The 12,415-nt window shown below is 62.1% G+C and carries 12 protein-coding genes and 2 pseudogenes; 6 read left to right on the plus strand and 8 right to left on the minus strand.

Annotated elements, in window-relative coordinates; all coding sequences use genetic code 11:
* Together OLZ32_RS29660 and OLZ32_RS29665 are read right to left on the minus strand one after the other, a co-directional pair.
* Window positions 1-356 (minus strand): annotated as a pseudogene (locus OLZ32_RS29660) (hypothetical protein); the annotation flags it as partial.
* Window positions 357-558: 202 nt separating this feature from the next.
* Window positions 559-1,485, minus strand: a complete 927-nt coding sequence (locus OLZ32_RS29665; RefSeq protein WP_264399458.1) for a cation diffusion facilitator family transporter — start codon at window positions 1,483-1,485, stop codon at window positions 559-561.
* Window positions 1,486-1,552: 67 nt separating this feature from the next.
* Between OLZ32_RS29665 and OLZ32_RS29670 the strand changes: the two are divergent.
* Window positions 1,553-1,936, plus strand: a pseudogene (locus OLZ32_RS29670) (inositol monophosphatase family protein); the annotation flags it as partial.
* 102 nt (window positions 1,937-2,038) lie between these two features.
* On the opposite strand, the gene OLZ32_RS29675 reads toward OLZ32_RS29670, so the two are convergent.
* Window positions 2,039-2,662 carry an RNA ligase family protein gene (locus OLZ32_RS29675; protein WP_319641143.1) on the minus strand — a complete coding sequence of 208 codons (624 nt, stop codon included), beginning with the start codon at window positions 2,660-2,662 and terminating at the stop codon, window positions 2,039-2,041.
* Between the two features lie 279 nt (window positions 2,663-2,941).
* Here OLZ32_RS29675 and OLZ32_RS29680 point away from each other — a divergent pair, with 279 nt between their 5' ends.
* On the plus strand, window positions 2,942-3,583 hold the full coding sequence (locus OLZ32_RS29680) for a metallophosphoesterase family protein (protein WP_264399456.1): 642 nt from the start codon (window positions 2,942-2,944) through the stop codon (window positions 3,581-3,583).
* 184 nt (window positions 3,584-3,767) lie between these two features.
* Here OLZ32_RS29680 and OLZ32_RS29685 read toward each other — a convergent pair whose 3' ends face one another.
* Window positions 3,768-4,130: a hypothetical protein gene (locus OLZ32_RS29685; RefSeq protein ID WP_264399461.1), complete on the minus strand. Its 363-nt coding sequence runs from the start codon at window positions 4,128-4,130 to the stop codon at window positions 3,768-3,770.
* A 5-nt stretch (window positions 4,131-4,135) separates the two neighbouring features.
* Window positions 4,136-4,948 carry a DUF899 domain-containing protein gene (locus tag OLZ32_RS29690; RefSeq protein ID WP_264399455.1) on the minus strand — a complete coding sequence of 271 codons (813 nt, stop codon included), beginning with the start codon at window positions 4,946-4,948 and terminating at the stop codon, window positions 4,136-4,138.
* Between the two features lie 119 nt (window positions 4,949-5,067).
* Here OLZ32_RS29690 and OLZ32_RS29695 point away from each other — a divergent pair, with 119 nt between their 5' ends.
* The 3 genes from OLZ32_RS29695 (at window position 5,068) to OLZ32_RS29705 (ending at window position 8,150) form a co-directional block, all read left to right on the plus strand.
* Complete coding sequence (locus OLZ32_RS29695; RefSeq protein ID WP_264399454.1) at window positions 5,068-6,288, plus strand: helix-turn-helix domain-containing protein; 1,221 nt, start codon at window positions 5,068-5,070, stop codon at window positions 6,286-6,288.
* Between the two features lie 56 nt (window positions 6,289-6,344).
* Window positions 6,345-7,001, plus strand: coding sequence for a Vgb family protein (locus OLZ32_RS29700; RefSeq protein WP_264399453.1), 657 nt, complete (start codon window positions 6,345-6,347; stop codon window positions 6,999-7,001).
* A gap of 234 nt (window positions 7,002-7,235) precedes the next feature.
* Window positions 7,236-8,150 carry a phosphotriesterase family protein gene (locus tag OLZ32_RS29705; protein WP_017988848.1) on the plus strand — a complete coding sequence of 305 codons (915 nt, stop codon included), beginning with the start codon at window positions 7,236-7,238 and terminating at the stop codon, window positions 8,148-8,150.
* A gap of 152 nt (window positions 8,151-8,302) precedes the next feature.
* Here the strand turns inward: OLZ32_RS29705 and OLZ32_RS29710 are convergent, their stop codons facing one another.
* From OLZ32_RS29710 to OLZ32_RS29720, 3 genes are all read right to left on the minus strand, one after another.
* Complete coding sequence (locus OLZ32_RS29710) at window positions 8,303-9,157, minus strand: alpha/beta fold hydrolase (RefSeq protein WP_017988847.1); 855 nt, start codon at window positions 9,155-9,157, stop codon at window positions 8,303-8,305.
* Window positions 9,154-9,735 (minus strand): glutathione S-transferase N-terminal domain-containing protein, encoded by a 582-nt coding sequence (locus OLZ32_RS29715; RefSeq protein ID WP_003541073.1) that lies wholly within the window; start codon window positions 9,733-9,735, stop codon window positions 9,154-9,156. The genes OLZ32_RS29710 and OLZ32_RS29715 overlap by 4 nt, the downstream gene beginning before the upstream one ends.
* Window positions 9,736-10,037: 302 nt before the next feature.
* Complete coding sequence (locus tag OLZ32_RS29720; RefSeq protein ID WP_017988846.1) at window positions 10,038-10,574, minus strand: GNAT family N-acetyltransferase; 537 nt, start codon at window positions 10,572-10,574, stop codon at window positions 10,038-10,040.
* A gap of 87 nt (window positions 10,575-10,661) precedes the next feature.
* Here OLZ32_RS29720 and OLZ32_RS29725 point away from each other — a divergent pair, with 87 nt between their 5' ends.
* Window positions 10,662-12,407, plus strand: coding sequence for a sensor histidine kinase (locus OLZ32_RS29725; protein ID WP_264399452.1), 1,746 nt, complete (start codon window positions 10,662-10,664; stop codon window positions 12,405-12,407).
* Window positions 12,408-12,415 lie beyond the last annotated feature (8 nt).

Here is a 12,415-nt window from a genome sequence, read left to right on the forward strand (position 1 = left end):
GATGTTGGAGAATGCCGCGCCCAAGGTAGGCAATTCGTATCATGCCGCCTCCTGAAAAACCCCTCTAAAGCGGCGTCGTAGATCGCGAGATCATCGAGGGCAATCGCCTGCATCATCGCTCCTTGCAGGAGTGCGGTAAGACGAAAGGCCTTGCGAGAAGGTTCGCCAACGCCGGCATGGACGAGAGCTTGGCATAGCCACTCGTTGCAAGCCGCAAAGTAATGGCGTGTCGCAGCGACGACGAGCGGCGGCAGACTGTGTATTTCGGTCGCCAAAACACCGCAAAGGCACATGCCGTCGCCGCGGGCCAACCCCGCGCGGAAAGCTGACCGGATGCCATCGAGCTTGACTGTCAATTCCCGCTCGTCCTCGGAGCTGCCGATCGCGGCGAGTACCCTTGTTTCGTAGCAGGCAACTATAGCTGCTCCGAGTTCAGCCTTGGTGGCGAAATGATAGTAAATGCTCGCGCTCTTGATCCCGACCTGCGGCGGCTGCTCCGGGCCTATTTCTTTTGTATTGTGCATGCCGCGAATGCGGCATCCGATCCCCGAAGCCTCTTCAATCCGCCCATTCCGGATCGGTGGTGAAGGCGATGGTGAGCCAGCGGTCGGGGCTTTCGTCGCCGATCGCTTCGCCGATCTCGTCGCGCAGCTGGTCCCATTCTTCCAGCCTTTTCGCCGGCGCGCCTGTGGGAACGATGAAATAGAGCTCGATCTGCCGGCCGCGCCCGACCCTTGCGACATAGGCGCGATAGGAGGAAAAGCCGTAGCGCTGGACGATCTCCGCTGCCACCCTGTCGACATGCTGCTTGAGGTCTGCGGGCGTGACCAGCAGGATGTCGGCCAATGCCTGGCGCACCGTGGCGACCGGGATCGGGATCACCGCCAGGCTGACGAGCGCCAGCACGGCAGGGTCGATATAGGGCGAGATCCATTCGAGGCTGGTGCCCTGGATCAGGAACCCGAAGACGAAGGCAACGAGGAGGGCTACGGTCAGCATTGCCGACATCAGCCAGGCCCTGGCGTCGAGCGCCAGGAAATCGGAGCCGATCCTTCGGTTCGCCCGGCCGACGAACAGGGTCATGGCGATGGCGGCAACAACCGTCACGACGGCGTAGATTATCGCCTGATCGAAGGCGAGATCGCGGCCGCCGGTCATCAGGCTGCCCACCGCATTGATCAGCGCGTAGATCGCCGCAGCGATCAGCAAGGTGCCGTTCAATCCGAGCACCATCGGCTCCAGGTGCCAGAAGCCCATGGTGAAACGCTCGGCCAGGCTGGTCTTTTGCTGGCCGCCGGGGGCAGAGGCCGCGATCAGCTTTGCGACCAGCAGCGCGACGACGGTCATGCTGGCATCCGTCACCGCATAGATGCCGTCGAACACGATGGCGAAAGAGCCCGACAGCAGGCCGAAGAGGATTCCGAATCCGGCGAGCATGATGGTCACGACGATCGATATGCGAAGGACGCCTTGTTCCGTCGTCATCTTACGATCCTTTCCGGTTTCTCCTGATGGTCTGCGTCGCTCCTGAGCCGCGTCTCAGAAAATCGACGAAGGCGTGCAGGCTCGGCTCAACGTCGCGCCGCCGACTCCGATCGGGGACATGCACGGCTTCGTGCCGCTGCACATATTCCCCGCCGAGGACCGGCCGGCCTATGCCCAGCGCCTGTTGCGCTTTGCCCGCACCACCACATGACGCTGCTCGGCCTACGAATATCGCATGATGGCGACGGGAGCGATGAGCTTTTACCTGAACGCCGAGCTGAAACTCTGGGACCACGCCGCCGGCATGCTGATCCATCACGAAGCCGGCGGCTACGGGGCATTGCTCAGCGGCGAAGCCTATCGTCCTGCGATGACCAAGGGCCGGCTGCTGCTGTCGCCGGATGCGGAAAGCTGGGAGGCAATCCGGCGGGGTTTTGTCGAGGGGAGATAGCGGTTGTGGTTCGGCATCGCGCCGGCGTGAAGTTTGGCAGAAGCGCCACCCCACCCTCCGTCATTCCTGTGACAGGCATGACGGAGCAGAGGCGAGCGGCCGTTAGGAAATTGCCAAGCGATTGGGGATGAGTTCCGACTGCATCCAATGCGTTTCACTCTGAATGTGGTTGTCCCGCACATACTTGCCCATGCGAACTGGCATTTCGGCTTCCAGGAACGCATCAGCGATCCGAACGACAAATCCCTCCTGCTTGGTTCTATCCAGCGAGGCCGCAGTATCCTCGAACAGGCCGGTTTTGTATGGCCCCCGATACAGAGTCGACACCGGAACGATGCTTAGTTCTTCGAATCGAGCCAGAGTGAGATCCCAGGATTGAACTTCGCCGTCGATAATCCAAGCAAAGCCGAGGAAGTATGACGGAAGATCATCATAGCCGATCGAGTGCCGGGCATAGAGGTTCTCACCCACGATGCGTTCGCCATCTGCCAGTTGCGGACTGATGCCGGCAGCAAAAGCCTTAAGCCAATCGCGCGATGAATGGTAACGGCTATCGGGACTACGGGCATGAGACCCGCCCAGATGAATGGTCGTGTTCTCACCATCCATTTTCTCTGTGATGACAAGATCGGCGATCATCAGCCCGTCAAGCTTCGTCATGACCTTGTCGTCGCTTGTCGCTCCGGGCGAAATCGGCAGGTGATAGGTTCGTCCGTATTTCTTCATGGTGATGAAGGCATAGCCGTTGGCGATTGCACAATGCAAGGTCGCACCCGTCCGCAGATCGGCATCTTCAATGGTTGGTGCGATGATCATATCCGAATTCAAGCGAAAGAGAGCCAATGACCATAAATGCTGGAGAACGAGTCGGTTTTCGCAATGGCGGCGGGCTTTCGTTTGCTATGATGAGGCGGACGGCGAGCGGCGTGAGCCTCCGCACAAGTCCTGGCGCACCGTCTCAACCTTGGCCGGGGGCCGTCGCATTGCAACCAAGAAGCTTGAAACATGCGCTACACATTCGCCATAGGTGATATCCACGGCTGTATCGATCCGCTGAACAGAATGATCGATCGGATCGAGGCCTATGCGTCTGAAGGCACGGTCGTCTTCCTTGGCGATTATATCGATCGCGGGCCTGACAGCAAAAGTGTCCTCGACCGGATCATTGCGGGTCCATCGGAGCCGTGGAGATGGATCTGCCTGAAAGGCAATCATGAGGACATGATGGTTGCTGCCTATGCCGACGGTCAGAGCAGAGCCGTATGGCTCGGCAACGGCGGGCTGGAGACCGAAATATCCTATGGCGGCGGGGTTTTGCCGCAGCATCTGCAATGGGCGGCCGATCGTCCGCTCATTCATGTCGATCGGCATCGCATCTTCGTCCATGCCGGCGTCGATCCGGCATTTCCGTTGGACCGTCAGAGCCAGGACGATCTTCTATGGATGCGGTTCGTGGCCGGTGAGCCAGGCGAATATTGGGGCAAGCACCTCGTCCACGGCCATACCCCATCGATGTCCAATCCCATGACGACAGGAAACCGCACCAACATCGACAGCGGCTGCGTCTTCGGCGGCAAGCTTTCCTGTGCGGTGTTCGATCACGAGATTGCCGGCGGGCCGATCGACTTTATCGACGTGAGGGCGTGAACTTGGCGTGTCGGCAGGGAGATAATGCCGGAGACGGCTGAGCGGCAGTCTTGCTTGGCGGGGAAGCTATCGCCCCGCCATGACTCGTCAGCAGAAAGTTTAGCGAGAATGCCATCCTAATCTCCGTCATTCCTGTGACGAGCACAGGAATGACGGAGGAGAGATGTGGCGGCGCTTGGTGCCATCACCGCCCACTCAGGCCCCGCCAGCCGGCGGCGAGCCGCAGCCAGGGCGCCAGGTGGAAGCCGCTCATCAGCAGGTACATGGGCACCATTCCGCCGATCGGAAAGGTCTCCGGCGTCGTCATGCAGATCATGTCGGCGCTGCCGGTCGTGGCTGTCAGCAGCGCCATGATCGCGAACGTCGGAGCGGCGGCGAGCGACAGCCAATCGGCGACGCGACCGGCGATCCGGCCGCCTGGGCTCGCCATGCCAGCGCTCGGTTTACCAACTGATCCGTCTGCGGCGGCAGCCAGCGAGAGCCATTCGGCGGCGTTGAGAGCGGCGCTTCCGTCGGCTCCCTTTGGAGTGTGGGCGGAGAGCAGCATCGGCGTCACTCCTTGCCGTACCGGTCGTGGTGGCGCCACCAGATGCCGGTTTCGTTGCGGCCCTTCGGTGCGCGGTCGAGCCATTGGTACATGCCCCAGAGCCCGTCCAGCCCGCGCGCATAGCTGGAATAGCTATGGTAGACGGCGCCGTCGATAAGCTCGAAGGCGCTGACACCCGGCCGGTCGCGGGTATAGGTGGGGACATCGGTGCCGGTCATGGCGGCGATCTGGGTGATCGGGGCCTCGCTGTCGCGCGGCTGCCATTCCGGGACAGTCTTGGCGGCAAGTGGTTCTAAGGCGGGCGGTTCGGGGGCGGGCGGCTCCCGGCGGTAATTATAGTCTACGTCGCCCTGGTGCTGCTGCTCGGCTGAGAACCAGACGCTGAAATCGCCGTTGAAGTCGCTGCCGAAGGAGGAGGCCCAAGGAAAACTCCAGTCCATCCGCCGCTTGAACGCTTCGAGCTTTGCGAGCGGCGCGCGCGAGACCGTCCAAAAGGCGACATCGTGGTTCTCCAGGTGAACGAAGACGCCGTTGAAGCCATCGGCGATCGACGAGCAGGACGGGCATCCCGCGGTATAATCCGGTCCGAACATGAAGTGATAGACGAGAAGCTGCGAGCGGCCGCCGAAGAGATCCTTCAGCGAGACGTTGCCGTCGTCAGTGTCGAAGCGATATTGCTTGTCGATCCTCACACGCGGCAATTGCTGGCGCTTGATCGCCAGCGTGTCGCTCTGCCGGGTCAGTTCCTTCTCCTCCTCGAGCAGATCGAGCCTTGCTGCCAGCCACTGCTGCCGTGTTGCGTTCAGCTCTGTCGTCATGGGTCTTCTCCTTTGCCTGTCTCTCGTCGTAGCATCCGGCGCAGGCTTGCTTGCCGGTCGACGGTAAATCTAAGGCCGGGTGGGGAAATGGTGGGAGTGACAAGTGTGACGGGATTTGAATGGACTCGCTGATCACGGCAGCGGCGCGGGCGCTGGCAGTGGGAGATGCGCTTGGCGCGCTGAAGCGTGTGGCGCTGCGCGACGATGCGCCGGCGCTGGCGCTGCGCGGCATTGCGATGGCGCAGCTCGGCGATCTCGTCCGTGCCAAGGCGCTGTTGAAGAGCGCGGCGCGTGCCTTCGGCCCGCGGGAGGCGGTGGCGCGCGCCCGCTGCGTGGTCGCCGAGGCCGAGATCGCGCTGGTCTCGCGCGATCTCACCTGGCCGCCAAAAGCGCTGGAGGCGGCGCGCAAGGTGCTCGAAGCGCATGGCGACAGGGTCAATGCCGCCCATGCCAGGAATGTCGAGCTTCGCCGGCTGGTGCTGATCGGCCGGCTCGACGAGGCCGAGCGGGCGCTCGAAACACTCGACCCAACGCCACTGCCGCCGGCGGCAAGGGCTGCCCATGAGCTGGTGGTTGCGGGCATCGCGATCCGGCGCCTGCGGACGAAAGCGGCGCGTGCGGCGCTTGACCGGGCGAGGCAGGCGGCGCGCGAGGCCGGTATGCCCGTATTGACCGCGGAGGTGGAAAATGCCGCAGCCGTGCTCAGCGCGCCGGTGGCACGGCTGATCTCGCGCTGGCGGGCAAGCCCGCTGCTGCTCGAAGAGGTGGAAGAGCTGCTAGGTTCGGGCGCGCTCGTCGTCGATGCCTGCCGCCATGTCGTGCGCGACGATCAGCTTTCCGTGTCGCTGGCAACGCGGCCGGTGCTCTTCGCGCTCGCCCGCGCGCTCGCCGAAGCCTGGCCGGGGGATATGGCCAGGGGCACGCTTGTCGCGCGTGCCTTCCGCGGTAAACATGCCGATGAATCGCATCGTGCCCGGCTGCGCGTCGAGATCGGCCGGTTGCGCGCCGAACTGCGGGTGCTCGCCGAGGTTTCGGCGACGAAACGCGGCTTTGCGCTTTCGCCGCGGCGCGCCGGCGAAACCGCCGTGCTGGCGCCACTGGTCGAAGGCCAGCATGGGGCGGTGCTCGCCTTTCTCGCCGATGGCGAGGCTTGGTCGAGCTCGGCGCTGGCGATCGCGCTCGGCGCCAGCCCGCGCACCGTGCAGCGAGCGCTGGATTCGCTTGCCGGGGAGAGCAAGGTGCAATCCTTCGGGCGCGGGCGGGCGCGGCGTTGGATGAGCCCGCCGCTGCCCGGTTTCCCGACGATCTTGTTACTCCCGGGGCCTTTGCCAAGCGACTAGTATGGTCTGACTGATGAAGATGGCCCTGGTCAAACGGGGCAAACAGGACGGAAGAGATGAAAAAATCGGCTGCGACTATCATCCGTGAATATGGACCCTTTCCCGGCGCCGAGCGCGTCAACGGCGTCACCTTCGATGGTGAGCACGTCTGGTTTGCCTCGGGCGACAGGCTGAACGCGCTCGATCCCGCAAGCGGCGAGGTGGTGCGCTCGATCGAGGTTGCGTCCCATGCCGGAACGGCTTTCGACGGCGAGTTCCTCTATCAGATCGCCGAGGATGTCATTCACAAGATCGATCCGAAGACCGGACGTATCCTTTCCACCATCCCGGCGCCCGGCAATGGCGGCGATTCCGGCCTTGCCTGGGCCGAAGGCTCGCTCTGGGTCGGCCAGCACCGCGGCCGCAGGATCCATCAGATCGACCCGGAGACGGGCAAGATCCTCCGCACGATCGAATCCAACCGCGTCGTGACAGGTGTCACCTGGGTCGACGGCCAGCTCTGGCACGGCACCTGGGAGGGCGATGACAGCGATGTCAGGCGCATCGATCCCGAAACCGGCGAGGTGCTGGAGCGGCTGGAGCTGCCCGAGGGCACCGGCGTCTCCGGCCTCGAATCCAACGGCGCCGACCGCTTCTTCTGCGGTGGCGGCGCCAGCGGCAAGGTCCGCGCGATCAGCCGGCCGGTGCAGGGCAAGGAGGGGAAAGGGAAGTAGCCGATGCGACGCCGAAGAGGCTGATGCGGCACATCTCCCGGCAACAGTCAGCTCGCCAGCAATCCTGGCGCCAGGTCGGAAGTCTACATCAAGGATCAAGCTGCAAGAATTTCGATCGAGTGAGCGATTGATTTCGTCCCGTGACGATCTACTTTCGCGGCAGTGTCGAGGCTTCGGCGCTGTGGCACTGTGAATTGCTGCACCCAAAGCCGGTGTGACCGTGGGGGAGAGACTTTGAAACAGCTGCGCACGACGCTCGGGCCCAAGAGCAAATCCGAACTGGGGATGATCCTCCCGCACGAGCACGTCTTCGTCGACCTCAGGACGCCGGACCAGCCCGGTTATGCCGAAGCAAACACCGAAGACGTCGTTCGGCTGATGGCGCCCGAAATCGAGCGGATCAAGAAGCTCGGCGTGACGGCACTGGTCGAATGCTCGACGGGCGGCGTCGGACGCCGTGCGGATATCGATCTTGCCGTGTCACTTGCGACGGATTTTCCGATCGTCGTGCCCACCGGCAATTACCGTGAGCCCTGGATTCCCGAATGGGTTCGCCATGCTTCCGAGAAGGAGCTGGAGGCATGGATGCTCCGCGAGCTGACGGAGCAGATCGACGAGACCGGGTTCCAGGCAGGCTGGATCAAGCTCAGCGCCGGCGATGACGGCATGACGGCGCTCGAGACGAAAATCCTGCGGGCAGCCGCGCGCGCGGCGGTGCAGACGGACGCCGTCATCGGCAGTCATACGATCAGGGGACGGGTCGTCATGGATCAGCTCGATGTCATCGAGGCGGAGGGCTACCGGGCCGACAGGTTCATCTCGATCCATACGCAGGAAGAAAAGGACTTCGCCCTTAATGTCGCCGTCGCCGAGCGCGGCGCCTGGATCGAGTATGACCATGTCGGCCGGGCCGGGGACAACGAGGTGGCGGAGCTGGTGATCAAGGCGCTGGAGGCGGGCTGCGGCGATCGCTTATTGCTGAGCCATGACCGCGGCTGGTTCGATCCGGCGCAGCCGATGGGCGGGATACCCAAACCGTATACGCATCTTTCCACCGTCTTGTTGCCCGAGCTGAAACGGCGGGGCATAGATGACGGCACCCTGATGCACCTGACCCATGACAATCCGTTCGAGGCTTTCGCCCGATAGGGGGAGTGGCCGGGCACGACCCAATACCTCCCAATTGGCTTGTCTCTGTTACTAGAGCGGTTCAGTTTTAACGGAAGCGCAGAACCGCTCTATCCTTTTGTTTTTATGCAATTCCGGACGGAAAACCGCTTCGCACTTTTCCTGGAATTGCTCTAGACGCAGATCGATCTTGCGACATGTTCGTCGATGGCGGAAATGATCTCTTCCCAATCTCCGGGATGAAGTTCGTGGCCGCCACCTTCGATCTTCACGAACTTCGCATCTGTCACACTCCGCGCGAGTGTCTCTCCGTGCGTCGGCGGAAAGACCGGATCGGCGGTGCCGTGAAGGACGAGAAGCGGTACGTTCATCTCGTCGAGCCGGCCCCGCCATGTCTCGCCGATCTCAAAGAGGACGCTGTGGTTGGTGGCGCTCAGATAGCCTCCGGAGCGGTCGAAGTCCCGTTCGAGGAAGGCACGAGTTCCGGCTTCGTCGAATGGATGTGTCATTCCGGCGGTCAGGCGCGCATCGTCGATCAGGTACGCGACCGCGTCCGCCCGGTCCGACCAGTCCGCCTCCACGGCCATATGTTCCAGCCAGGCTTCGCCGCTCGGAGGGAAATGGGATGTATCCACACCGACCGGCGAGGTGCTGATCGCCGTTAGGGAAAGCACGCGTTCCGGGCTCTTCAGTGCGGCCACCTGCCCGACCATGCCGCCGAGGGAAAAGCCGACGACATGAGCGTTCGGGATTCCGTAGCCGTCGAGCACACGGAACACGTCATCGACGGCGTCCTCGAAGGTGTAGCCGGGCCGGCCGGGCGGATATTTGGTCGAAAGGCCGGAATCGCGCTGGTCGTAGCGGATCACGAAGCGACCCCGTTCGGCGAGCCGACCGCAGAATTCCTCGGGCCACCACAGCATCGACGCCATTCCGCCCATGATCAGAAGTAACGGCGGCTGGTTCGGATCGCCGAAGCTCTGCGTCGCGAGCTCGACCCCGTCAGTGCGGATCATCAGCCCACTCATGCGAGGCCCTCGCGGTGCAGCGCGGCTTGCACCGCAGGCCGTTGTTCGATCCGTGCGATATATTCGCCGAACGGCTCGGGCAGAGCGAATCCGAGTTGAGCTGCGCCCCACGCGAGTTGGAAAAGATAGGCATCAGCGACCGTAAAGATCTCCCCGAACAGATAGCCCCGCTCAAGTCGGCCGGCGACGAAGCCGAACCAGTGCACTATTTGCTGGCGCGTCGGCTCCCTGACTTCCTCCGGAAGCGATAGGTAAGTGGGAAAGCGCTTGTGAATCTCGGTCGCGATAAAGCTCAGCATCTCGAGCAGGCGGACGCGGCCCAGATGACCCTGCGGTGCAAGCTCCGGTGCTTGGTCGGCGATCCAAGCCAGGATGGCAACATTTTCGGTTAGCACCTCACCATCGTCGAACATAAGGGCGGGCACATAGCCCGTCGGATTGATGTCCATGTATCGGCCGCCCCCTTCAATCTGCTTCGTCTCCAGGTCGACCTTGACCAGGTCGAATTGAATTCCAGCCTCCAGCATCGCGATGTGGTCCGCCAAGCTGGTGAACCCGGGCGCAGAGTAGAGTTTCATCCAACTGATCCTTCCTTCGTTTCATATGTCCATTGTCCGAGAAGAGGTGGGCAGGGTCGGGCGGTTACCCGATCGCCCACGCATAGAGGTTCTCTTCATGTCCGCATACTGTGGCTAAGGTGGGGGGTGCCGCATCGGGCATATTGAGTAGGACCGGTTTGAAATGCATGTCTGGGGCAGAGAATTCCAGTCGCTGACTATCAGTTTAATTGCGCGCAGGCGCACTGGGCATCAGGCAGGCCAAAATGATGATCAGTCGGGCTTGCGGGAGCTTTTTCAGAAATCGACGGCGATACCAGGATCTATGAGAAGGAGCGCTCATCGAACAAAAGCGCCATGCTGATCGCATCGATGAACCGACCGTCGATGCGTGCCGCACACCGGACGATGCCTTCGCGTGCAAATCCCATCTTTTCGTAGAGAGCGATAGCACGGGCGTTGTCTTCGTAAACATCGAGTTCAACCCTGGCGAAACCGCTTTTCTGCGCGGCTCTCAATGTCGTCTCGATGAGCCTTCGTCCGAGACCCTTGCCCCGATAGGCGGGAAGGATTCCCATTCCGAGTTTACCGCGATGGGCGTGCGACGGGAAAAAATGCCGACTGATGTCGCACCAACCGACGACCTCGTGTCCAGCGGTGGCAACGAATTGCGGATTGCCTTTTGCAATCATGCCCATCACGAACTCACGGGTCTGCGGCAGTGGAGTTGCTTCCAGCATGGACAGGTATTTTTTCTCCCGCGCGACCGCGTCGAGCGCATGATGAAAGCTGTCGATATGGGCGGCAGCGATCGGCTCGATCCTGATGCCTGGCGTATCCGAGAATGCTGCTGCATCCATGTGCTTCTCCCTCAACGATTGCGGAATGCCTATCGGAGACCTGCCGCGGACCCGCACGGGAGCGCATAATTCACGGTCCGTCAACCTTTGCGTGTCAATTTCTCGGCAGCGGGCGCCATCAAAAGGTTGCAGGTATTGAAGGTCGGGCTCACATCCCACATTACATTCGTCTTGGTGACGCTCACCTGCGCGGCGGCTGCATTGCTGTGCGGATTTGCGTGGATCGCGGCGGTGAAGGTCGATGATCTCTCCCTGCGCCGGCAGGCTGACTTCGTCCGCCAAGGACTGGAAGAGCAGATCGCGGCACTTCCCCGGGAGCAGGAAAGCGTCACCAAATGGGACGATGCCTTCCTTTACGCCAAGCAGCGGAACCATGAATGGCTGCTCGAGAATGTCGGCCAGTGGACGAGCCGGTATTTCGGGCACGACAGGACCTATATCTTCGACGATACCAATCGCCTGATGTTTGCGTTCCGCGACGGCGCGGATGCCATGCCGCCGCGGCTTGCTGACGACGACGGCCGAGAAATGACCGTTCTCGCCGGTGAGATGCGCGCCGTTCTCGTCGAGCGGGCTGCAAAGCCCGGCGCCGAAGCGCTCGGTCAACTGGCCGCGGTTCGGACGATCATGATCGGCAACAGACCGGCGATAGCCAGCGCGCGTCCCATTCTGCCGAGTTCGGCCCGGATGCAGATCGAGGCGGGTCGGGAGTTCATCGCCATCTCGGTCAAGTTTCTCGATGGAAAGGCTACCGAAAGCATCGCCCATTATGCGCGGCTCGAAGGCTTGCATTTCGCGCTTTCGAAAAGTGAGGACGAGCGGGCGCAGGTGCCTGTGTCGTCCCGTGACCGCGGAACGATCGGCTACTTCGTGTGGCCGCCTATCCTGCCCGGATTCATGCTGCTTAAACAGATCGCGCCGGCGGGGCTCGGCTGCCTGGCGCTGCTGATCGCCGTTGTGTTCTGGCTCGGACGAGGCCTGCATCGGACCTCGCTGACCCTGCTGGACAGCCAGGCGCAGCTCACCCACCACCGCAACCATCTGGAAGAGATGGTGGCCGATCGAACGGCCGAGATCGAAAGGCAGAGAGAGGAACTGGACCGCATGCTGGTGCACGAACGCCAGGTGAATGCGCTCCAGCGCCAGTTCGTCGCCATGGCTTCGCACGAGTTTCGCACGCCGCTCGCCATCATCGATGCCGCTGCCCAGCGGCTCTGCCGCTCGACGACCAACGTCAGCGGCGATTACGTTCACGAAAAAGCCGGCGTGATCCGCAGCGCTGTGGTGCGCATGGTCGATCTGATGGAGAGCATCCTCGCCAGCGGCCGGCTCGAAACCGGACAGATCACACTGAAACGCAGCCAAGGCGATCTGAAGGCCCTGCTCGTCACCTGCTGCGACAGACAGCGCCATCTCAGCCGCACGCATATATTCCATCTCGATCTTGAGCCCATACCTGACATATTGACGTTCGACCGCAGCGCGATGGAACAGGTCTTCACCAATCTGATTTCGAACGCCGTCAAATATTCGCCCAATGCGCCCGACATTCATGTTCGCGCCCGGGCCGACGAGAAGACGGTGGAGGTCGCCATCTCCGACAGTGGCATCGGCATGGATGCGGAGGATCTGCCGAAGCTGTTCCAGCCCTATTACCGCGCGCGCAGCGCCACAGGCATCGCCGGAACCGGCATCGGCCTCAACGTCGTCAAGCAGGTCGTCGAATTGCATGGCGGCACCGTCGAAGTGACGAGCGAGCTCGGCAAAGGCACAACATTCACCCTTCTTCTGCCAATAGAATTTCTATTGTCGGATCAACAAGTCGCAGCCTAAGGAAGAGC

This window comes from Rhizobium acaciae (assembly GCF_025941625.1).
Lineage (GTDB): Bacteria > Pseudomonadota > Alphaproteobacteria > Rhizobiales > Rhizobiaceae > Rhizobium > Rhizobium acaciae.

Coding starts and splice junctions, on each gene's coding strand:
- OLZ32_RS29665 (WP_264399458.1), bottom strand. CDS start 1,485: ATGACGACGGAACAAGGCGTCCTTCGCATATCGATCGTCGTGACCATC.
- OLZ32_RS29675 (WP_319641143.1), bottom strand. CDS start 2,662: ATGAAGAAATACGGACGAACCTATCACCTGCCGATTTCGCCCGGAGCG.
- OLZ32_RS29680 (WP_264399456.1), top strand. CDS start 2,942: ATGCGCTACACATTCGCCATAGGTGATATCCACGGCTGTATCGATCCG.
- OLZ32_RS29685 (WP_264399461.1), bottom strand. CDS start 4,130: ATGCTGCTCTCCGCCCACACTCCAAAGGGAGCCGACGGAAGCGCCGCT.
- OLZ32_RS29690 (WP_264399455.1), bottom strand. CDS start 4,948: ATGACGACAGAGCTGAACGCAACACGGCAGCAGTGGCTGGCAGCAAGG.
- OLZ32_RS29695 (WP_264399454.1), top strand. CDS start 5,068: ATGGACTCGCTGATCACGGCAGCGGCGCGGGCGCTGGCAGTGGGAGAT.
- OLZ32_RS29700 (WP_264399453.1), top strand. CDS start 6,345: ATGAAAAAATCGGCTGCGACTATCATCCGTGAATATGGACCCTTTCCC.
- OLZ32_RS29710 (WP_017988847.1), bottom strand. CDS start 9,157: ATGAGTGGGCTGATGATCCGCACTGACGGGGTCGAGCTCGCGACGCAG.
- OLZ32_RS29715 (WP_003541073.1), bottom strand. CDS start 9,735: ATGAAACTCTACTCTGCGCCCGGGTTCACCAGCTTGGCGGACCACATC.
- OLZ32_RS29720 (WP_017988846.1), bottom strand. CDS start 10,574: ATGGATGCAGCAGCATTCTCGGATACGCCAGGCATCAGGATCGAGCCG.